This window comes from Bradyrhizobium sp. CCBAU 21365 (assembly GCF_015291305.1).
In the GTDB taxonomy this organism is placed as follows: domain Bacteria; phylum Pseudomonadota; class Alphaproteobacteria; order Rhizobiales; family Xanthobacteraceae; genus Bradyrhizobium; species Bradyrhizobium elkanii.
On the sequence record NZ_CP030036.1, the window covers coordinates 5,354,896 to 5,372,089 of the forward strand.

The following is a 17,194-nucleotide window of genomic DNA, read 5'->3' on the forward strand; positions in this document are numbered from 1 at the left end:
CCATGAAGCTGCACCATCCGCATGGCCCGGTGCCAGAGGGCGTCGATGTCCTCTGGCGCTGCGAAGCGAAGAGCTACTCCTACGTGATCGACGCCGATCGCGAAGAGTACGGCGTCACCGCTCCCCGCCTGGAGATGCGGTGGTACCACGTCGATCGCCGGACGCCGAAGGGCGCCTACTGCTGCGGTGAGTTCGTCCGGCTCACTGCGCACAAGAAGAGGTTTGCGGAGACCGAGGCTGATGCCCTCCGCGACTTCAAGGCTCGCAAGAACAAGCAAATCCAAATCCTCAGCCGGCAACTGGTGAGGGCTGAGCGCGAGCTGGCCCTGACCAAGCCCAACCATGACCTGTTAGTTGCATGAATGCAAAGGAGAGACCCGTGAACGGCATCGTTCTGTACCGCGGCCCGTCCGTGATCGACGGCCAGCAGATTATTTGCATTGCCACCGGACTCGAGGACGGTGGCTCCAATTCAAAGACTGGACCGATGGTTCAGATCTACATCCTGCGCGACGGCATCAACCCGATGAAGGCCGTGCAGACCGGTGACGACATCTCGATCTGCGGCACCTGCCCTCACCGCGGCAAGGTCGTCAGGGACCACAAGACGGGTCTGCTGACCAACGTCGGCCGCTCCTGCTACGTCACCCTGATGCGCGGTCCTCGCGTGGTCTGGGACGCTTACTCACGCGGCAAATATCCCGAGGTGCCGCTCGCCAAGGCCCGGAAGCTTCTGGCTCGCAAGGTCGTCCGCGTCGGCGCCTACGGTGATCCGGGAGCTGTGCCGGTCAAGGTCTGGAAGACGGCGCTGAGCCAGGTCGCCGACCTCACCGGATACACGCACATGTGGCGCGAGATCCCCGAGCTGGCCGACTTCTGCATGGCGTCCTGCGACACCGAGGTCGATCGCGTGCTCGCCAAGGCTCTCGGCTTCCGCACCTATCGCGTCCGAGGCAAGGCCGATCCGAAGCTCCCGGGCGAGGGTCACTGCCCTGCATCGGCGGAGATGGGCAAGGCCGTCCAGTGCGCCTCCTGCATGCTGTGCGGTGGCAACCGGACCAAGGCCAATGCCGACATCACCATCGCCATCCACGGCGCCGGCAAGAACAACTTCAACCGGAGTCTGGAGGTTGCCTGATGTTCAGCATCATCACCCTTCTCGACCGCGATTACGACGATGACGACATCGAGACCGTAATCCGCACCAACCGCCAGGACCACCGAGTGCAGAAGACCGCACGAGAGTATCGGCGCGTCGATCGCAACCAGGACGGATACGGAGATCAGGATCAACCATGAAGCAATACAGCGTCGTCGGCTGCGTCACAGCCAGCAAGTACATGGGCCGCTTCTGGGCCAACTCGAAGGAGGAGGCTATCGAAATGGCTCAGAGGAGCGACAACAACTTCGTCTCGCTTTGCCACCAGTGCAGCGACGAGTGCGAGGATCCTGAGATCCACGAGATGGTCGCTGAAGAAGTGACCAATTGATGCCGATCTCCATCGTGCATGACGGCACCAGTTTTCCCGAGCCAGCGGAGAACTGCTGCTTCTGCTTCGGCCTGACCAGGCACTGGCACAGAAGATCCGACGTCGCGGTCTGCGAGCAGTGCGCTCCGGTCCGCAAGGTCAAGGAGATCCCCACCAAGAAGGACTGGTGCGCAGCTGTGCGCGCCAAGATGCCCCGACGCTTCGGGGAAATCGACATGGCTTACATCAAGAGGATTGCATCATGACTGCGACCACCATCGAGGCGCCCGCCCTTACGGCGCAACAGCTCGCCGACCAGATCGTCACCGCACTGGAAGGCGGCTCGAACCACTGGCTCGAACGCTTCCACTCGAAGAAGGGCAAAGAGCGGGCAACGGAGGGCCCGTGGTATTCCGACCCGAAGGTCTGGGACGGCGACTTCGAGATCGAGGTGCTGGCCGACGAGGACAGCGTGACGCACAGCTTCACGCCGGACAAGGTGAAGGATGGCCTGGCGTGGCTGATGAAGAACCACCCCCATCGCGTCGCCGAGATCATCGAAGAGACCGGTGATGCCGAGACGGCGGACGTCTTCCTTCAGGCCTGCGTGCTCGGCGAGATCGTCTATGGCTGAGCGACTGGCACAGTGGCGCGGCCTGACGCGGGGCCAGAAGATCAAAACGCTCATCGAAACGAAGGGAGCAGACCACGATGACATCGAGCACACCATGCCGCCCGGCACGGATGGCGTCGTCGACCAGATCGAACGGTACACTAGTGAACAAGGTGTCGTCGTAACGATCGTGATTTGGGTCGATGACAAGCGCGACCGTTCGATCGTCAACGCCTTCGACGAGCTGGACGGCCCGATTGAGAAATTCGTGGAGGCGATATAGAAGAGGAGACATGAAACAGCGGAATCGAGCGAAGGCCGAACAGTTGGTGGTTGTCGTGGCGTTTATGCGCACCGAAAAGCCGCCGAAGTGGAAGGTCGTGTGTGAGCCGACAGCGCGAGCGTCTGCCCTGCTGGTGGTTCAAGAGCAATGGAAGCTGGGCCATCCAGCGCGGATCGTTGCTGCGCCGATCTCAAATGCGGCGTGATTAAGATCGGCAGGTCTGCCTTGCCGAATTGACGCCGCATTAATATTTGCACTTCCTGTGAAAAGGTGCCACCAGCACCTCGTCACGACTGCGCAAATGCAGTTCGTTTTTGTGTGCATTGGGAAACAAAACCATGCCAACAGGAAGGCGAGCTGCATCCGAGAAATTCCTTTCGGGCACGGAAATCCGGGCCTGGAGGCTTTCTAGGAACTTGACCCATGCGAAGCTGGGCGAGTGGCTCGGTCTGACGCCTCAGGCAATAAGCAAATACGAATTGCGCGGCGCCACCAAGGCGATCGCCCTGGCCCTGGCTGCGCTCGATCGCGGCCTGAAGCCATGGCGGGCGACCAAAGAGGATCTCAAGGCGATCGAAACGAACGTTCGCATGAAAGCCTTGAAGAAAGGTGCGTCAGCAAATGGCGAAAAAGCAAACTAGGACTGTCGAGCCGGCTGTGCGACCGCAGCCGATCAACGCTCGATTCCAGAGCCGCCTCCACGGAATGTTGGAGGAGATATGTCAGCAGATGCTGATCATTGAACCGGCGATGGACAAGGTCGCGATCCCGATCAAGGAGTTCATCGACTTCCTGGACTTCGAGATCGAGAAGGTGACGCTCTCCATCAACCAGGAAAAGTGGGAGAGCATCGTCAACGTCCAGAAGGTCGCTAACGACGAGGCCTGGCTCAAGCGACTGACGGAACTTCGTAACGGCCTCGACATCTACGACCTGACGGCATCAGTGCCACGCATTGATGCTCTGGTCGCAGGTATCGAGAGGACATTCGATGTCGAGGGCGGGGGCTGAGGCCCCTGCCCTTAGATCGTCTTGATCAAGCCGACGAGGATGGCGATATCCTTGATATCGTCGAACCCAAGCCGCTCTTCCTCTTCGCTGCCGAACTGCTTCAGCATGCGAAGGCCGTCTTCATCGATGCCGAGGAGCAGGCGCAGTTTGGTGCGCTCGTTCTTGTCGGTCACCACCAAAACATCGTTCCGCACTGGATCCCTGCGCTTGGTAGCGTACATCAGGGTGCCAGACTTCACCCACGGCTCGAAGCTGTCGTCCGGCATGTAGAACGCGAACGCAGTCTCGTCGTCCGCCAGCTGGGCCGGAGCAGGAACATACGTTCCCTCCCGCCGAGCCGACGTCGTGGCAGCCTGCAGCGAAGCCGGCAGCGACGACACATGGCGAAGCTCGACCTGGAACGTCCGCAGACGAGCCCGGCGAGACTCACTACTCCCGCTACTGGATTCCTCTTCACCGTTCTCCGGTGCTTCCATCTTCGGAGCGCCGAGAGCTTCAGTCACCTTGCGAGGGATCGGATATCCGGAGGCCTCCGCGATCTTCTGCAGGGTCTTCAGGGTGGGAATAAATGGATGTTCAGGATCGTTGAGTAGGCGCAATATGGTGGAAGGCGCGAGCTTTGCTTCACGCGCGAGACGTGTTCCGTCCCATTTCTTCCGGTCGAGGATGTGATCGATCCACTCGATCACGATCTTCTTCGGGGTTTTCATTTCTAATACCGCTTCAGACACTTGGCGGCCCTCCAATAACATGCTTTCCGCAGCGCAACCGTTAAGATGATCAGCAAACGCTGACAAATCAGCGCGGCTAATGAGGTCTAGAAAGATTCAAAATGCAAAACATACTTGGTTCCCTCCGTTTGCACGGATGCTAACGCAAACCTGTAAGGCCGGTTTCGCTCAATTGCAAACGGTTTTTTGTTCTCGGTCTGGCCCACCAAGGGAACCATATGGAAACATTCAGGAAAGTAACGATTTGTTAGCTTCCTGCAAATCCTACCGCTTTCCACAGCGCCATCAATTGCTTGAATTGGTCTGTTTTGATTCCTGCGTGGCAGGCGGCGGTAGCGTCCGCAGCGTGCTCATTGTCTTCGTGCAAATCGCCTGCGCTCCTCGTGCGCTTTCCTCGGTACATCACGTTTTCGTGATATCGCTTCCACTCGGTGTCCGGATAGCGCTGCGCGGCCCAAGCGATGATCGCCGGCTTCTCGGCCTTGGGATCGCCGACGCTGGCCATCTTGGTCTCGACTGGCATCACCTGGATGATCGGGATCGGGCACGATGCCAGTACGCCGAGCGCTACGCCAAAGCCTAAGGCGGCGCGCTGTCCCTGGGTTCCTGTCGGGATCTCGCCGAACGCTACCTTGCAGCCGGCGATGGCCTCGTGAAAGCCATCGTGCAGCTCTTTGGCGCGGCGCAGATCGTCGCTGTTCTTCCGGACCACCTTCCGTGCTGCCTTCTCGACCGCTCGCGTGCTGAGCGTCCTGACGGCCTCCAGCGACAGCTCCAGGCTGTCGAGGTCGAGACGCATTCTGGCGATGCCGAAATTGGCGAAGGCCGGGTCAAGACCGGCGACGAGGATAGAACCCATTCTGGTGTGTGACTCGAGTTGAGCAGGCACGAAATGTCGTGGCTTGCATTTTCATTTGCATTACTGCAAATACACGATCCCGCTGAGCGGGTCAAATCCAAGGGAACTAACGAATGAGCTTCGACGCGCAATCCTGGGCGAGAAAGATCAAGACTGGCAGCACGCTCCGCAAGGCTGTGCTGATGTCGATCGCCAACAGAGCGAACGATGCCGATGGTGCGTGCTGGCCATCGCAGCAGCGGATCGCCGACGAGGTTGAGGCGTGCGTGCGCGCAGTCCGCAACGCTATGACCGACCTCGAAGACATGAACCTGATCCGCCGCGTCAAGCGCCGCGATACCACGGACATGATCTACCTGAACATGACGGAGCCTGCTGCCGGCTCGTCGGAAGAACCACCGGCATCTCGTTCCGGTGGTAGCTCCAGGAAAACTGCAGCAAACGACAACGATAAGGACCGGAACGACGTGCCGCGGCAGGAAATGCCGGAGTCAGAGGCATCAGATTCCGGTGGGGACCGGAACGACGTGCCGGTGGGTGCGGAATCTGGTGCCGGTGACCACCGGCATGAGGTGCCGCCTAACCTATCAGTTGAACCCACACTGAACCAATCAGATGAACCCAAAGCTAACCGGAAGAAGCCGCGCAAGACAGCGCCGTGGCCGGAGGACTATCGGGATCAGTTCTGGAAGCTCTACCCGAAGAAGCGAGGCGACAGCAAAAAGGAAGCGCTCCGCAAGCTCGACAAGATCCATGACGAGGACGAGGTCGAGTTCGTGGACCTGATGGCTGGTCTCCGACACTACGCCGATCGGATGAACGCCGACGTCCGGGAAGATCCGACCCGCGAGAAGTTCATCGCAGCCGCTGTGGTCTGGCTCAACCAGGCCCGATGGGAAACCGAGCGCGCACCAGCTCGGCCGCGAGGTCGACCAGGGATGGCGATCTGATGGCGGGGGTCGATGTCGAGAAGGCACTTCAGGAGAACGGCATCAAGGTCCGATCCCTGAAGATGGGCACCCAGTACGCCATCTGCCCGAACTGCTCCCACAGGCGGAAGGGGGCTCACAAGAAACTCAAATGCCTGAGCGTCAAGATCGACGCCTCAGGCGTGGTTTGGAACTGTCATCACTGCACATGGAGCAGCTACGAGAATGCTAAGCGAGAAGCACGCCAGGGGGATCGAGGACAGAGGCCTCACCAGCGAAATGGCGGTGGATATGGGGACCTTCAGCGGGCGTCTCTCGCGAGATTCGCAGGACAACCTCGTCGTTCTGCCGGATGAACGCGGCAACGTCCTCTGCTTCCCTTACTACGAGCACGGCGTCGAGGTGAACTGCAAGTACCGGTGGGCGCAGGATGGCGAGCGCCGGTTCATGCAGAAGAAGGGCGCCGTCAAAACGCTCTACAACGCCGACGTCCTCCTCAACGAGGACACGATGGCACGCCTGGAAGCCGGCACGGACTCGCTGATCTGGGTCGAGGGCGAGTTCGACGTCCAGGCCGGCAAGGAGTCCGGCTACGAGACGATCGTATCCGTCCCCGATGGCGCACCCCCTGCCCGCGACAAGAACGGCAACCTGATCGATGTTCCGGACGACGCCAGCGATGTCGATCCGGAGGACGATGACAAGTTCTCGTTCATGGTCCGTCACATGCAGCGGATCATGGCGGTGAAGTATCACATCATCGCAACAGATGCCGACGAGCCTGGCCGCCGGCTGGCGAAGGAGCTGGTCCGACGCATCGGCCCCGCCAAATGCTTCTGGGTCCAGTTCCCGGATGACGAGGTGGTGCCCGACAAGAAGACCGGCGAGCTGCGAGCGTGCAAGGATCTGAACGAGGTCAAGAAGTACCTCGGCGCGGAGAAGGTGCGCGAGCTGATCGAGAACGCCAAGGAGTGGCCCGTCAAGGGTCTCTTCAAGCTGTCCGACTATCCCGAGATCGCGATCCCGGAGATGGTCGAGGCCGGCATCTCGAAGGAGCTGGACGAGAAGATGAAGTTCTACCAGGGACAGTTCATCGTCTGCACCGGTATCCCCAACGTCGGCAAGTCGACCTTCATGAACCAGGTCGCGGTGCGGTTGGCCATGAGACACAAGTGGCCGATCGCGATGTTCTCCGGCGAAAAGTCGGTGAAGCCGTTCCTGGCCAATGAACTGATGACTGCGTTCCTCGAAAAGGAACGGGCTGCGTGGTCGCATGAGGAGCGGAAGAGAGCCGAGGCATTCGTCGAGCGCTACTTCTACTTCATCGACTACGACGAGAACGACGACACCGAGGTCGATCTGGACTTCGTGCTCGACAAGGCTGCGGCAGCCGTCTTCCGCTACGGCGTGAAGATGCTGATGATCGACCCTTGGAACGAGCTGAAGCACAATCGGCCCAACTCGCTGTCGCTGACCGAGTACGTCGGCAAGGCGATCAAGAAGATGAAGCGGTTCGGCAATCGGTTCGGTTGCGCGACCTGCGTTGTAGCGCACCCGACCAAGCTGGAGGGCAAGATGGTCCCCGGGCTCTACAACATCTCGGACTCGGCGCACTGGGCGAACAAGCCGGACCTCGGCATCGTGGTCCACGCTATGCGTCCAGACGAGGCGCCGAACGAACGAACCATCTTCATCCCGAAGGTGCGTCTCAAGCGCATCGCCGGCAACACAGGCTCGGTCGACGTCGGCTTCAACGAGAAGACCGGCCTCTTCACGAAGCTAGATTTTTGATTCCCTACTTGCTTGAATGCAAATGGAATGGTAATGCAAACGCAGAAAAGGAGACGACGACATGTCAGTTAACAAGGTGACCCTGCTGGGACGTCTCGGGAAGGACCCCGAGATCCGCCGCATGCAGAACGGCAACGAGGTCGCGAACCTCAGCGTCGCGACGTCGGAGCGCTGGAAGGACAAGCGCGACGGCGAGATGAAGGAGAAGACGGAGTGGCACAACGTCGTCGTCTTCAACGAGCACACCATCAAGTTCATCGACAAGAACTTGGCGAAGGGTGATCAGGTCTATCTGGAAGGCAAGATCCAGACCCGCAAGTGGCAGGACCAGAGCGGCGCCGACCGCTACTCGACCGAGATCGTGGTCCCGCAGTTCGCTCAGTCCGACGCATTCCAGAAGATCTGGGAGCGCGATGGCAACGGCGGCGGTGGCAACCGTGACAACGACGACCGCGGCAATGACCGAGACGGCGGTGGCCGCTCGTCGAGCCGTGATGATCGCGGACGCGATGATCGTGGTCGGGACGACCGTGGCTCGTCGAGCCGCAACCGTGACGATGATCGCGGTGGCCGCAACGACGACCGTGGCGGCAGCCGCGGTGGCAACAGCAGCCGCTCCTCCGCTCCGGCGCGCGGCAACGACAACATGGATGATGACATCCCGTTCTAAGAGCTGAGCTTCCCCGTTGAGCGGGGAAAATCGAGGGGCGCCCTGTTTTGGTTCGTGCGTGCCAGGGCGCCCCTTTTCGCGTCATTCCATTTGCTTGAATGCAAACCGAGGTAATATGAGAGATCCGTTCTTCACCACCGTGCTCCCCTTCCTCGCTGACGACCTGGCCGCCCGCGGCGGCATCCAGATCGCCGACTGCAACTGCCCGCCCGATGGTCCGTGCCTCGGCCTCGAAGACATGCCTGAGGTCGTCGTGATCGTCCAAGCGATGAACGATGACGACTTCGACGATGGCTCCGGCGCGGCCGAGCCGCCGTACGACCCGTTCGACGACAACTTCGACGATGACGATGACTTCGAAGACGACGACGTGATCAGCGAAGAAGAGTTGGCCGCGATCGAGCGCGAAGAGAACCGTCAGGCGGTCGACCATCTCGGCGGTGTCATCGACAACATGGTCTACATCGTCGGCATGTACACGTCCCTCGTCCAGAACAAGGTGGGGGCGTGATGTCCGACACCGAAACCACAGTTCTCGACATCTCGCCGGGCGCGCTGTCCGACTATTACGACTGGCTGAAGCAGGCCGCTGCCGGCGACATCCTCGTCTACTGGACCGGCCACCTGCAGATCGACCGCCAGGTTGAGATCCCGGAGACCGATGTCCTGCGCACCGTCGAGCGCATGAACATCGCGCAGCTGAACGTCATCGCTGACCGCATCCTCAAGGATGCCCGCGAGGGGCAGATCCTGCTCTCGCAGAAGCGGGTCCACTACGGCTGCTACGAGTACCGGGCAACGCGACGCCGTCAGATGTACGGCAACGCTGCGGTGGCGAATGACCAACTCGTCCCCGCTTGAGGCGCGCATCCAAGCGCTCAGCTGGCTCGCCCATGGTGGCGAGCTGGCGTGGGCCCTGAAGGGCGAGAAAACGCGGCACAGCGATGTCATCTGGCAGCTGCTCGTCGAGGCCGTCGAGGTCATCGACAAGACGCCTGACCAGGAGCGTCGCTGGCTGACATCGGGCCAGCGCTCCGGCGGCTGGAACATGATCGGCATGTCCCGCGCCGAGCTGGTCGAGATCGAACGCATTCGTCTCTTCAGCTCGATGAAGCCCTTCGATGGCGCGGCGAAGTACTCGCCTCAGCGAAACGACACCGACCGTGCCCTCGGTGTCCTCGACTGGATGCGCTGGTGCAACGCAGCTCGTCTGTCCGATCGGCTCACCAAAGCCGCCATCGCACTCGCTCGCGGAGGCGACTCCGAGCTGGTTCACAAACTCTACTGCCCGACGAGGAAATCCCACGACCGGCAGACTGTCTACGAAATCCGAACCCGCACGACCGGCTTCATCATGGCCGGCCTGAAGAGAGATCTCTGCATCGTCCCATCGGACGGCATCAGCTTCAAGGAAATCACCTCGTGAGACCTGCCTGGGATAACGTTAAGCGGATCGACGACGCCGCACAGAACGTCGCCAAGTTCGTGTTCGACAATGGCACCGCTGTCGCGGAGTCGGTGCTGTACAAGTATCCGGACTATGCCACCCGCACCGTGATCTGCTGCTCCACGCAGTCGGGCTGCCCGGTTGGCTGCCGCTTCTGCGGTGCCGGCGACAACTTCGTCCGGTCGCTGACCGCCGACGAGATCATCGCCCAGGTCGAGCACTCGATCGAGCAGACCGGCATCCAGGCGTCCGAGATGAAGCGCCTGCAGGTCATGTTCATGTCCATGGGCGAGCCGCTACTGAACCCGAAGGGCCTGGTCCCGGCGCTCCGTCAACTATACCAGCTGTATCCGAATGCAGCGCTCCTGATCTCGACCTCGGCGCCGATGATCAACTACGAGTGGGTGCGCGAGATCTCGATGGAGATCCCGACAATCGGCCTGCAGTTCTCGGTCCACGAGTCGACCGACGCTGCGCGTGACGCGCTGGTCCCCTTCAAGAAGAAGCTGAACCTGTTCCAGATCGCGACCGAAGGCATGATCTGGCACGAGGTCACCGGTCGCAGCCCGTTCTTCAACTACTGCGCCCACGACGGCAACTCCTCGATCGAGGACGCCGAGCGCCTCTGGGGTCTGTTCGATCCGCTGATCTGGAACGCAACCGTCAGCGTCGTCTGCGAGCGGTCAGAGGGCATGCCGGCGACCAATGAGCATCAGCGTTCGCTGGCCTCGGACTTCAGCCTCAAGCTGGTCGAGCGCGGCTACGACGTCCGCGTGTTCGATCCGGCCGGTCAGGACACGATCGGCGGCGGCTGCGGTCAGCTCTGGTTCGTTCAGAAATGGATGCAGGACCACCCCGATCTCGCTCACCCGAGCATCGGACGTGGCCTGCCAGTCGTCCACGCGCCGACCAATGCCGCGTAGCCCGGAAGTCACCGACGCCTACCTCCGGTTCCAGGCGGCGAGACGTGTCCACGAGGCATGTCTCTGCCGGCTGGAGGCGTCGTTCATCGTCGGCTCCCCCGAGCAGGTGGAGCTGTCGATCTCAGCCCTCCTGGACTCGTCGCAGACGCTCGCCGATCGGCTGCGAGACCAGGTGTTCGCCCAACTTCGTGACGACGGGATCGACCCGATCACCCGGAGATCGCTTTGAGAGAGATCATCATCGACACCGAAACCACGGGCATCGAGCGCAAGGTCGACCGCATCGTGGAAATCGGCTGCGTCGAGATCAACAACTGGCTGCCAACGGGGAAGACGTTCCACAAGTACGTCAACCCCACGCATCCGGTTCACCGGGAGGCGTTCGCCGTCCACGGGCTCAGCAATGAGTTCCTGAAGACGAAGCCGACGTTCAAGCGGGTCGTCAACCAGTTCCTCGCCTTTATCGGCGAAGCCCGGCTGGTGGCGCACAACGCTCCCTTCGATCTCGGGATGATCAACGACGAGCTGGAGCGGCTCGACATGCCACCGCTCCAGAATGAAATCGTCGACACCCTGGAGCTGGCGAAGACGAAGCGCCCGCGTGGCCGTCACACCCTCGACGGTCTCTGCTCGGCCTTCAACATCGATACCAGCAGGAGAAAGCTGCATGGCGCCCTCCTCGACGCCGAGCTGCTGAGCGAAGTCTACGTCGAACTGCGGGGTGGCCGTCAGTACGGCCTCACGCTGCTCGGCGAGCAGGAAGAAGTGACCATCGACAACCTACCCGCTGCGCGCCAGCGGCCCGTTCCTCTGCCGTCCAGGCTGACCGACGAGGAGCGGCGTTTGCACGCGGCCTTCGTCGAGACCCTCGGCGACAAAGCAATCTGGCGGGAATACCGCTGAACAGGAGAAGTGAGATGCAGTTTCTACGTCGTACCCGCCACCTCGGCATGAGCGATGAGGCTCGCGCTGCCCGCATGACATCCCTCGGCGGATCGGACGCGCGGATCATCATGTCCGGCGATCAGCGCGCCATTGAGCGACTGTGGCGCGAGAAGCGCGGCGAGCAAGAGCAGGAGGATATGTCCGAGATCCTGCTGGTCCAGATGGGCAACACGACCGAGCAGCTGAACGCTGACTGGTTCGAGTTCCAGATGAACCTGGCCGTGACCAACGAGCAGGACAAGGTCTTCTACAAGGACTGGGACAAGGCTCACGCGACCCTCGACGGACTCGTTCGCAAGGCGATTGAGGCTCCCGTCATCGCGATGGTCGAGTTCAAGTTCATGATGCCCTTCGGCTTCGACAAGCAGAAGGCCTACGACAAGTACTACGCGCAGTGCCAGCACAACATGATGGTGATGGACCTGCCGCTCTCGTACCTGTCGATCATCACCGGCGCCGCCCAGCACGTCGTCATGGAGGTCGAGGCCGACATCTTCTACCAGGCCAAGATGCTCCAGGCGGAGCAGGACTTCTGGGATTGCGTCCAGACCGGCCGCACGCCCGGGACGCCCACCATCGAGATCCCGCTGCTCGAGAAAGTTCGTGTCGCCGACATGAGCCAGGACAACGAGTGGTGCGACCTCGCGCAGAAGATGGTGGAGACCAAGTCCGCCGTCGATGCGCACGAGACCGCGAAGAAGGCGATCAAGAAGAAGATGCCGCAGGACGCCAAGGAAGCGTGCGGCAAGGGCGTGACGATCTCCTATTCGAGCGACGGCAAGATGCTCGTGAAGATCGACAAGGCAGCGGTTGCTCAGGCCGACAAGGACGCTGGTCGTCCCCAGCCGGAGCCCAAGCCGAAGGCGACCCGTTCCCGCAAGGCCGCCAACAGCAACGACAAACCCACCACCGCGGCCGAAGCCGCTTAATCACAGGAGAGAACAATGGCACGGAAGAACCCGAAGCTCGACAAGATCTACGACGTCTTCGACAAGCACAAGGTCGACATCGATCGCGACTCCATCTGGGAAGTCCAGGGAACGCCCGTCGTCAAGCATAAGGACGTCGAGCGCCTGGGTGCCGCGATCGGCATCAAGTGGACCAAGCCCGAGATCCTGCGTGCCGAGCGTGACGAAGCCGTCATCCTCGTCATGGGCGAGGCCAATGGAAAGACCGAGTGGTCGATCGGCGAGGCGTTGATCTCGAAGGAGAACGAGGTCGGCGGCAACTACAAGGTCAAGGGCAAGATGGCGGCGTATCCGTACGCCATGGCGGAGAAGCGGGCAAAGGATCGCGTGATCCTGAAGCTGGCCGATCTGCACGGCGACGCCTACTCGTCCGAAGAAGCCGACGACTTCAACCAGGACCCAGACAACCGGTCGAACGACCGTCGCGACGATCGGCGTGACGAGCGCCGGCCGGCTGCCAACGACGACAAGCCCCCGGCTCGCGAGGCTTCGGTCTCGAAGGAAGAGGGCCAGAAGATCGTGACGTTCTGGGCCGACAAGATCGCCGGCATCGAGCGCACGAAGCAGGCGATGGAGATCGCCGCCGACAAGGCCTTCATCGAAGACATGAAGAAGCTCTCGTCGAACGGCGAGGCCTACGTCATGGGTAAGCTCAGCGACAAGTCGCAGGAGCTGAAGCGCGCGGCCCATGCCGGATAAGGCTGCGGCCTACGTGGAGCTGGCCCTCTGGGGGATCTCGATCTCAGAGGGTCCAGCCTCCTCGCTGCGTCAGTGGTGGGCCGACGAACGGGCCCACCGCGAGGACTACGGCCTCACCCAGGACCAGATCGACACGCTCGTCGAAGCCTGCCGGGTGAAGGTCGAGCAGCTGCAGCGCGACGACAGGCCGAGACCCCAACCCAAGCCGAGATCCACCAACCAGCGCGCCCGTCAGGGATCGCTGATCTGAGAGTGACATGAGCAACAAGCTGGACGCTATCGCGAGAGCGATCAAGGCGCTGACTTATGACGAGACGGAGGAGCTGGCTCGCGACCTCCATCAGACGGTCAAGGGGCGCATGGAAGAGACGCCACCCTGGTGGAAGCCAACCGAGCAGCGCGATTGGATGGAGCTGCTGCAGGACTGGGCAACGTACCAACTGGAGGACAAATGAGCGCGAGCAATAAGTCCAAGAACAAATGGATCCTCGTCCGCAAGGTGGACGGGCTCCTGATCCCGCATGCCGCGTACGACGTGGAGATGTTCCAGGCGATCCCGGAAAACGTCCCGGTGCGGGCGCAATTCGCCCAGCCGCGCAGCGGTCCCAGGCATCGCCTGTACCGGGTGATCCTCCGCCTAGTGACTCACAACACAGACCTGTTCGCGACCGAGGACTCGCTGCACGACACGCTGCTGCTGTCCAACGGCGTGGTGCGGCCGGTCATGACCACGGCCGGCGAGATCATCATGATCCCCTCCTCCACAGCGTTCGATGCGATGGGCGAGGAGGAGTTCAAGGCCTACTTCGACGCCGCGCTGGAGACCATCCAGGCGCACATCATCCCGGGCATCGACCTGGACGAGCTGCTCAAGGAAGCCAGGGCACAATCGAATTACAAGGCCGCGAACGACAACGAAGAGCGGCGCAATGAGGAGGCCGCGTAATGGCAAACCTGATGAACAAGCTGTCCAACCTGATCCGTGGCATCGGCAAGGGCGAGAAGCCGCAGGCCGTGGACTGGTTCGGATCGTATCTGGACGAAGACGGCATCGTCGCCGACGTGATCCAGCGCATCCGCAAGGACGAGGTCGCGCTGAGGCGCTGGCTCGATCCGTGGAGCTGGAAGTTCCCCTTCACGCTCAGTCCGGTGCTGTACCGTCCTCCGCCGCCGGATCATGCCGGCTGCCTGGTGTTCGCGCACCGGGGCATCCGAAACTTCTACGGCCTGTGGCACGCTGACAATCCGCACACGGAAGCCCAGGACGTCGTGGTCGAGGACGGCATCATCACCGATCCACGGCACCCGGACAACTTCTCCGGCCGCGTCGTCGAGCGCGTCAAGACGGAGCTGGCGAAGCTCTATCCACAGGTGGTGGCAGCGTGAAGTTCTATCGCCCGATCATCTGCGGCGAGACCGGGTTCTGGGGTGGCGCCTTCTGCTGCGTCGCCCCTTCCCTGAAGGCTGCCTTCAAGATGCTGGAGAGACGGATCGCCGCCGGCAAGATCACCAAGGTGCCATATGCACGCTGACGACATCGTCAGACAGTGTGTGGAGAACATCAACTTCTACACACTCAACAAAATGCCCGCCGAGGAAGCGGGCATCCTTCTCACCACGCCGAAGGGCTGGAAGGCTCCGCCTCGGTTTCCGCGAGGCAGGCTCAACATCGTCAAGCCCGACGGCACCAGGGTCTGGCACTTCAAGGCCATGAGAATCCTTGCCTACCTGGTCGGCAATAACCTCACCACCCTCAAGATCGAAATGAAGAGCCTGAAATGAGCGAGACAGAATCCCGCCCGTCCCACGCCGCCATCCACATGGCGGTCCGAAACATCCTGTTCAACGAGCTGGGTCTCAGCCGCGACGGCATCGAGGCCTTGGTCCGGCAGGAAGTGACGGGTGTAACCGCCCAGCGCTTCCGCAACACGGACGAAGTGGAGAACTTCGTGATCCGGGCTATCAGCCATGTGGTCTGGGGCCACTGGAACCGGAAAAAACTCGAGAAGATGATCGAGGACCAGGTCAACGTTCGCGTCAAAGCGCACGTCAAGGAACAGGTCGACGCCATCCTCAACGATAAGCTCAAGATCGAGATCAGCGCATGAACCCGAGATACCTACCCACCACAGTCGACGGCAAGGTCGCCAGAGTCGTTGAGGAGTCCGGCGAAGTCGTTGAGGTAATCGGCCGCTGCCTGCGGATCTACGGCAAGATCGGCCGCTTTGGTCTCGACAGCACCGACCCCGGCGGCGGACCAACCAACGCCGCCATGTACCTCTCCGAGCTGGCCGACCTGCGTCACGCCATCTCGCAGATCGAGAACTCGCTGACGGACTTTGCCAAGATCAAGGTCGGCAACACCGAGCTGGTCTGGACAAGCACGCTGATCCCCACCCAGGAGCTGCGCGAGCTGATCGGCGACGAGGACCACGCGAACGACAACGAGTTCAACTCCGCGAACAAGGTCATCCCGGTGTGCGCCGGCCAGTGGCACCGTGAGGGATTGGAGTGGCGCTTCTACGTCGACCCGGAGCGGGACTGATGACCAGACCTCGGTTGTCGAAGGCACAGCGGAAGTTCATGGATCTCTGGGTTCCTGCACAGAAGTACTGGCGCGATCGAGGTGGCTGGGACATCGGGTCCGTGGCCGCCACGAAGCTCGAACGGCTCAGCCTGATCGCACTGGTCCGCAAGGGTTTCGCTGCGGCGGACGGGCAATTCACCGACGCCGGCCTCGCCGCCTACGAGAAAAAAGGTCGTCCTGCCGCTTGACTGTTTGCATGAATGCAAATACGAAAAGCGCATGGACGCCCCCCTCCCTCTCGCACCGCCGCCTGGTTTTAGAAAAGCGATCCCAGACAAGGTGAAGCTCCAGGTGGTGATCCGGCAGGACAGCAAATGCTCGTCCTGTGGTGAACGCCTGGGCAAGCTCGTCGACACCGAGTTCGATCATATCCCGGCAGTGCAGCTGCGCTGCTGGGATCCAGAGGCGAAGGACACTGTGCCCCCGTCAAACGACGTGGAGCACATCTTCGCCAAACACGTCGACTGTCACGCCGCCAAGACCTTTGGGTCGAAGGCCTCGAAGCGTGGTTCCGACGTGACGGAGATCGCGCGGACAAAGCGCATTGCCAAGGACACCGAAGAGTTCAGACGCCGCATGCTGGCGAAGGTTGCTCCCGATGTGGAGATGCCTCGCGAGAAGCGGCCCAAACGGGCGTGGCCGAAAAGGTCGTTCCCGAAGAGAGGGAAGCATGAAGGCACACGTTCGAGAGATCAAGAAGGAGGCGCAGCAGCTGATGGATAATGGCGAGATTGACGAGTTCTATCTCGACCAGAACAGAAGACACTACGTGGTCCACTTCCGAGTCCGGACATCGTGGGCCCAGGTGCCTTTCGCATCGTCACCGCGCACCCCGTACGTTTCCAACTTCACCCGACAGCAGATCAGACGCCGCATTCGTTCTCTGCCCTGACGTTTGTTTGAATGCAAATGGAGCACCAAGTGGAAGCAGCCAACGACATCCTGACCGGCCTCATGAAGGCCTTTCACTTCCTGAGCAGACCGAAGCCTGCTCCGAAGCCGAAGTACACCTACGAGAACTCCTACACGGCCCTCCATGCGCGGCGCCGCCTGACCCGCGAGGAGAGCGCAGCCGTCGACTCCCTCACCGATCAGCTGCGCGTGCTCAATCCGAAGAGCGATGGCGAGCGCATCAAGAAGATCCTCTCCGAGATCGGCAAGCTGCCGGTGAAGTTCGTGCCGCTCAAGCGCGAGACCCGCATCGATAACTCCAAGCGCTACCCGTACGCCTCGGCGAAGCGCGGCGGCTGAGTCAACATCAACGAGAAA

General features: G+C 61.3%; 34 protein-coding genes. 32 read left to right on the forward strand and 2 right to left on the reverse strand.

Going from position 1 to position 17,194, the window contains the following annotated elements:
* Window positions 1-2 precede the first annotated feature (2 nt).
* The 10 genes from XI02_RS24910 (at window position 3) to XI02_RS24955 (ending at window position 3,376) form a co-directional block, all read left to right on the forward strand.
* Window positions 3-362 (forward strand): hypothetical protein, encoded by a 360-nt coding sequence (locus XI02_RS24910; RefSeq protein WP_194483203.1) that lies wholly within the window; start codon window positions 3-5, stop codon window positions 360-362.
* 17 nt (window positions 363-379) lie between these two features.
* Window positions 380-1,138: a hypothetical protein gene (locus tag XI02_RS24915; protein ID WP_194483204.1), complete on the forward strand. Its 759-nt coding sequence runs from the start codon at window positions 380-382 to the stop codon at window positions 1,136-1,138.
* Window positions 1,138-1,299, forward strand: a complete 162-nt coding sequence (locus XI02_RS24920; protein ID WP_194483205.1) for a hypothetical protein — start codon at window positions 1,138-1,140, stop codon at window positions 1,297-1,299. Before XI02_RS24915 ends, XI02_RS24920 begins: the two co-directional genes overlap by 1 nt.
* Complete coding sequence (locus XI02_RS24925) at window positions 1,296-1,490, forward strand: hypothetical protein (protein ID WP_194483206.1); 195 nt, start codon at window positions 1,296-1,298, stop codon at window positions 1,488-1,490. Before XI02_RS24920 ends, XI02_RS24925 begins: the two co-directional genes overlap by 4 nt.
* Entirely contained in the window at window positions 1,490-1,735 is a 246-nt protein-coding gene (locus tag XI02_RS24930; protein ID WP_194483207.1) for a hypothetical protein, read from the forward strand. Before XI02_RS24925 ends, XI02_RS24930 begins: the two co-directional genes overlap by 1 nt.
* Complete coding sequence (locus XI02_RS24935; protein WP_194483208.1) at window positions 1,732-2,103, forward strand: hypothetical protein; 372 nt, start codon at window positions 1,732-1,734, stop codon at window positions 2,101-2,103. Before XI02_RS24930 ends, XI02_RS24935 begins: the two co-directional genes overlap by 4 nt.
* Complete coding sequence (locus tag XI02_RS24940; RefSeq protein WP_028340908.1) at window positions 2,096-2,365, forward strand: hypothetical protein; 270 nt, start codon at window positions 2,096-2,098, stop codon at window positions 2,363-2,365. Before XI02_RS24935 ends, XI02_RS24940 begins: the two co-directional genes overlap by 8 nt.
* Window positions 2,366-2,375: 10 nt before the next feature.
* Window positions 2,376-2,570 carry a hypothetical protein gene (locus tag XI02_RS24945; RefSeq protein WP_194483209.1) on the forward strand — a complete coding sequence of 65 codons (195 nt, stop codon included), beginning with the start codon at window positions 2,376-2,378 and terminating at the stop codon, window positions 2,568-2,570.
* A gap of 211 nt (window positions 2,571-2,781) precedes the next feature.
* Window positions 2,782-3,006 (forward strand): hypothetical protein, encoded by a 225-nt coding sequence (locus XI02_RS24950; RefSeq protein WP_028340910.1) that lies wholly within the window; start codon window positions 2,782-2,784, stop codon window positions 3,004-3,006.
* A gap of 88 nt (window positions 3,007-3,094) precedes the next feature.
* A complete protein-coding gene (locus XI02_RS24955) occupies window positions 3,095-3,376 on the forward strand; it encodes a hypothetical protein (protein ID WP_172647857.1) in 282 nt (93 codons plus the stop codon).
* An 11-nt stretch (window positions 3,377-3,387) separates the two neighbouring features.
* Here XI02_RS24955 and XI02_RS24960 read toward each other — a convergent pair whose 3' ends face one another.
* Together XI02_RS24960 and XI02_RS24965 are read right to left on the reverse strand one after the other, a co-directional pair.
* On the reverse strand, window positions 3,388-4,107 hold the full coding sequence (locus XI02_RS24960) for a helix-turn-helix transcriptional regulator (protein ID WP_155258510.1): 720 nt from the start codon (window positions 4,105-4,107) through the stop codon (window positions 3,388-3,390).
* 247 nt (window positions 4,108-4,354) lie between these two features.
* The gene (locus tag XI02_RS24965; protein ID WP_194483210.1) at window positions 4,355-4,966 is read right to left on the reverse strand and encodes a hypothetical protein; all 612 of its coding nucleotides are present in this window, start codon (window positions 4,964-4,966) and stop codon (window positions 4,355-4,357) included.
* A 113-nt stretch (window positions 4,967-5,079) separates the two neighbouring features.
* Here XI02_RS24965 and XI02_RS24970 point away from each other — a divergent pair, with 113 nt between their 5' ends.
* The 22 genes from XI02_RS24970 (at window position 5,080) to XI02_RS25075 (ending at window position 17,176) form a co-directional block, all read left to right on the forward strand.
* A complete protein-coding gene (locus XI02_RS24970; RefSeq protein WP_194483211.1) occupies window positions 5,080-5,916 on the forward strand; it encodes a helix-turn-helix domain-containing protein in 837 nt (278 codons plus the stop codon).
* A gap of 204 nt (window positions 5,917-6,120) precedes the next feature.
* Window positions 6,121-7,686: an AAA family ATPase gene (locus tag XI02_RS24975; protein WP_194483212.1), complete on the forward strand. Its 1,566-nt coding sequence runs from the start codon at window positions 6,121-6,123 to the stop codon at window positions 7,684-7,686.
* A 61-nt stretch (window positions 7,687-7,747) separates the two neighbouring features.
* A complete protein-coding gene (ssb, locus tag XI02_RS24980) occupies window positions 7,748-8,356 on the forward strand; it encodes a single-stranded DNA-binding protein (RefSeq protein ID WP_028340915.1) in 609 nt (202 codons plus the stop codon).
* Window positions 8,357-8,471: 115 nt separating this feature from the next.
* Complete coding sequence (locus XI02_RS24985; RefSeq protein ID WP_028340916.1) at window positions 8,472-8,867, forward strand: hypothetical protein; 396 nt, start codon at window positions 8,472-8,474, stop codon at window positions 8,865-8,867.
* Entirely contained in the window at window positions 8,867-9,217 is a 351-nt protein-coding gene (locus XI02_RS24990) for a hypothetical protein (protein ID WP_028340917.1), read from the forward strand. Before XI02_RS24985 ends, XI02_RS24990 begins: the two co-directional genes overlap by 1 nt.
* Window positions 9,195-9,782, forward strand: coding sequence for a hypothetical protein (locus tag XI02_RS24995; protein ID WP_172647852.1), 588 nt, complete (start codon window positions 9,195-9,197; stop codon window positions 9,780-9,782). The genes XI02_RS24990 and XI02_RS24995 overlap by 23 nt, the downstream gene beginning before the upstream one ends.
* The gene (locus XI02_RS25000) at window positions 9,779-10,726 is read left to right on the forward strand and encodes a radical SAM protein (protein WP_194483213.1); all 948 of its coding nucleotides are present in this window, start codon (window positions 9,779-9,781) and stop codon (window positions 10,724-10,726) included. The genes XI02_RS24995 and XI02_RS25000 overlap by 4 nt, the downstream gene beginning before the upstream one ends.
* Complete coding sequence (locus XI02_RS25005; protein WP_028340920.1) at window positions 10,716-10,955, forward strand: hypothetical protein; 240 nt, start codon at window positions 10,716-10,718, stop codon at window positions 10,953-10,955. Before XI02_RS25000 ends, XI02_RS25005 begins: the two co-directional genes overlap by 11 nt.
* The gene (gene dnaQ, locus XI02_RS25010) at window positions 10,952-11,629 is read left to right on the forward strand and encodes a DNA polymerase III subunit epsilon (protein WP_194483214.1); all 678 of its coding nucleotides are present in this window, start codon (window positions 10,952-10,954) and stop codon (window positions 11,627-11,629) included. Before XI02_RS25005 ends, dnaQ begins: the two co-directional genes overlap by 4 nt.
* A gap of 14 nt (window positions 11,630-11,643) precedes the next feature.
* Window positions 11,644-12,600, forward strand: coding sequence for a YqaJ viral recombinase family protein (locus tag XI02_RS25015; protein WP_194483215.1), 957 nt, complete (start codon window positions 11,644-11,646; stop codon window positions 12,598-12,600).
* A gap of 15 nt (window positions 12,601-12,615) precedes the next feature.
* Window positions 12,616-13,338 carry a hypothetical protein gene (locus XI02_RS25020; RefSeq protein WP_194483216.1) on the forward strand — a complete coding sequence of 241 codons (723 nt, stop codon included), beginning with the start codon at window positions 12,616-12,618 and terminating at the stop codon, window positions 13,336-13,338.
* Window positions 13,328-13,588 (forward strand): hypothetical protein, encoded by a 261-nt coding sequence (locus tag XI02_RS25025; protein WP_194483217.1) that lies wholly within the window; start codon window positions 13,328-13,330, stop codon window positions 13,586-13,588. The genes XI02_RS25020 and XI02_RS25025 overlap by 11 nt, the downstream gene beginning before the upstream one ends.
* Before the next feature lie 7 nt (window positions 13,589-13,595).
* Window positions 13,596-13,793: a hypothetical protein gene (locus XI02_RS25030; protein WP_194483218.1), complete on the forward strand. Its 198-nt coding sequence runs from the start codon at window positions 13,596-13,598 to the stop codon at window positions 13,791-13,793.
* Entirely contained in the window at window positions 13,790-14,284 is a 495-nt protein-coding gene (locus XI02_RS25035) for a hypothetical protein (protein ID WP_194483219.1), read from the forward strand. The genes XI02_RS25030 and XI02_RS25035 overlap by 4 nt, the downstream gene beginning before the upstream one ends.
* Window positions 14,284-14,724, forward strand: coding sequence for a hypothetical protein (locus XI02_RS25040; protein WP_194483220.1), 441 nt, complete (start codon window positions 14,284-14,286; stop codon window positions 14,722-14,724). The genes XI02_RS25035 and XI02_RS25040 overlap by 1 nt, the downstream gene beginning before the upstream one ends.
* Window positions 14,721-14,870: a hypothetical protein gene (locus XI02_RS25045; RefSeq protein ID WP_194483221.1), complete on the forward strand. Its 150-nt coding sequence runs from the start codon at window positions 14,721-14,723 to the stop codon at window positions 14,868-14,870. Before XI02_RS25040 ends, XI02_RS25045 begins: the two co-directional genes overlap by 4 nt.
* Complete coding sequence (locus XI02_RS25050; protein WP_194483222.1) at window positions 14,860-15,120, forward strand: hypothetical protein; 261 nt, start codon at window positions 14,860-14,862, stop codon at window positions 15,118-15,120. The genes XI02_RS25045 and XI02_RS25050 overlap by 11 nt, the downstream gene beginning before the upstream one ends.
* Window positions 15,117-15,446, forward strand: coding sequence for a hypothetical protein (locus tag XI02_RS25055; RefSeq protein WP_172647845.1), 330 nt, complete (start codon window positions 15,117-15,119; stop codon window positions 15,444-15,446). The genes XI02_RS25050 and XI02_RS25055 overlap by 4 nt, the downstream gene beginning before the upstream one ends.
* The gene (locus XI02_RS25060; RefSeq protein WP_194483223.1) at window positions 15,443-15,883 is read left to right on the forward strand and encodes a hypothetical protein; all 441 of its coding nucleotides are present in this window, start codon (window positions 15,443-15,445) and stop codon (window positions 15,881-15,883) included. The genes XI02_RS25055 and XI02_RS25060 overlap by 4 nt, the downstream gene beginning before the upstream one ends.
* A complete protein-coding gene (locus XI02_RS25065) occupies window positions 15,883-16,113 on the forward strand; it encodes a hypothetical protein (protein WP_194483224.1) in 231 nt (76 codons plus the stop codon). The genes XI02_RS25060 and XI02_RS25065 overlap by 1 nt, the downstream gene beginning before the upstream one ends.
* Before the next feature lie 31 nt (window positions 16,114-16,144).
* Complete coding sequence (locus XI02_RS25070) at window positions 16,145-16,648, forward strand: hypothetical protein (RefSeq protein WP_194483225.1); 504 nt, start codon at window positions 16,145-16,147, stop codon at window positions 16,646-16,648.
* A gap of 198 nt (window positions 16,649-16,846) precedes the next feature.
* Window positions 16,847-17,176 carry a hypothetical protein gene (locus XI02_RS25075; protein WP_194483226.1) on the forward strand — a complete coding sequence of 110 codons (330 nt, stop codon included), beginning with the start codon at window positions 16,847-16,849 and terminating at the stop codon, window positions 17,174-17,176.
* Window positions 17,177-17,194 lie beyond the last annotated feature (18 nt).

Bases quoted from the DNA above. Each gene is read 5' to 3' on its own strand.
- XI02_RS24910 (WP_194483203.1), top strand. From the start codon at position 3: ATGAAGCTGCACCATCCGCATGGCCCGGTGCCAGAGGGCGTCGATGTC.
- XI02_RS24920 (WP_194483205.1), top strand. From the start codon at position 1,138: ATGTTCAGCATCATCACCCTTCTCGACCGCGATTACGACGATGACGAC.
- XI02_RS24925 (WP_194483206.1), top strand. From the start codon at position 1,296: ATGAAGCAATACAGCGTCGTCGGCTGCGTCACAGCCAGCAAGTACATG.
- XI02_RS24930 (WP_194483207.1), top strand. From the start codon at position 1,490: ATGCCGATCTCCATCGTGCATGACGGCACCAGTTTTCCCGAGCCAGCG.
- XI02_RS24935 (WP_194483208.1), top strand. From the start codon at position 1,732: ATGACTGCGACCACCATCGAGGCGCCCGCCCTTACGGCGCAACAGCTC.
- XI02_RS24940 (WP_028340908.1), top strand. From the start codon at position 2,096: ATGGCTGAGCGACTGGCACAGTGGCGCGGCCTGACGCGGGGCCAGAAG.
- XI02_RS24945 (WP_194483209.1), top strand. From the start codon at position 2,376: ATGAAACAGCGGAATCGAGCGAAGGCCGAACAGTTGGTGGTTGTCGTG.
- XI02_RS24955 (WP_172647857.1), top strand. From the start codon at position 3,095: ATGCTGATCATTGAACCGGCGATGGACAAGGTCGCGATCCCGATCAAG.
- XI02_RS24965 (WP_194483210.1), bottom strand. From the start codon at position 4,966: ATGGGTTCTATCCTCGTCGCCGGTCTTGACCCGGCCTTCGCCAATTTC.
- XI02_RS24970 (WP_194483211.1), top strand. From the start codon at position 5,080: ATGAGCTTCGACGCGCAATCCTGGGCGAGAAAGATCAAGACTGGCAGC.
- XI02_RS24975 (WP_194483212.1), top strand. From the start codon at position 6,121: ATGCTAAGCGAGAAGCACGCCAGGGGGATCGAGGACAGAGGCCTCACC.
- ssb (WP_028340915.1), top strand. From the start codon at position 7,748: ATGTCAGTTAACAAGGTGACCCTGCTGGGACGTCTCGGGAAGGACCCC.
- XI02_RS24985 (WP_028340916.1), top strand. From the start codon at position 8,472: ATGAGAGATCCGTTCTTCACCACCGTGCTCCCCTTCCTCGCTGACGAC.
- XI02_RS24990 (WP_028340917.1), top strand. From the start codon at position 8,867: ATGTCCGACACCGAAACCACAGTTCTCGACATCTCGCCGGGCGCGCTG.
- XI02_RS24995 (WP_172647852.1), top strand. From the start codon at position 9,195: ATGACCAACTCGTCCCCGCTTGAGGCGCGCATCCAAGCGCTCAGCTGG.
- XI02_RS25005 (WP_028340920.1), top strand. From the start codon at position 10,716: ATGCCGCGTAGCCCGGAAGTCACCGACGCCTACCTCCGGTTCCAGGCG.
- XI02_RS25015 (WP_194483215.1), top strand. From the start codon at position 11,644: ATGCAGTTTCTACGTCGTACCCGCCACCTCGGCATGAGCGATGAGGCT.
- XI02_RS25020 (WP_194483216.1), top strand. From the start codon at position 12,616: ATGGCACGGAAGAACCCGAAGCTCGACAAGATCTACGACGTCTTCGAC.
- XI02_RS25025 (WP_194483217.1), top strand. From the start codon at position 13,328: ATGCCGGATAAGGCTGCGGCCTACGTGGAGCTGGCCCTCTGGGGGATC.
- XI02_RS25030 (WP_194483218.1), top strand. From the start codon at position 13,596: ATGAGCAACAAGCTGGACGCTATCGCGAGAGCGATCAAGGCGCTGACT.
- XI02_RS25035 (WP_194483219.1), top strand. From the start codon at position 13,790: ATGAGCGCGAGCAATAAGTCCAAGAACAAATGGATCCTCGTCCGCAAG.
- XI02_RS25040 (WP_194483220.1), top strand. From the start codon at position 14,284: ATGGCAAACCTGATGAACAAGCTGTCCAACCTGATCCGTGGCATCGGC.
- XI02_RS25050 (WP_194483222.1), top strand. From the start codon at position 14,860: ATGCACGCTGACGACATCGTCAGACAGTGTGTGGAGAACATCAACTTC.
- XI02_RS25055 (WP_172647845.1), top strand. From the start codon at position 15,117: ATGAGCGAGACAGAATCCCGCCCGTCCCACGCCGCCATCCACATGGCG.
- XI02_RS25060 (WP_194483223.1), top strand. From the start codon at position 15,443: ATGAACCCGAGATACCTACCCACCACAGTCGACGGCAAGGTCGCCAGA.
- XI02_RS25065 (WP_194483224.1), top strand. From the start codon at position 15,883: ATGACCAGACCTCGGTTGTCGAAGGCACAGCGGAAGTTCATGGATCTC.
- XI02_RS25070 (WP_194483225.1), top strand. From the start codon at position 16,145: ATGGACGCCCCCCTCCCTCTCGCACCGCCGCCTGGTTTTAGAAAAGCG.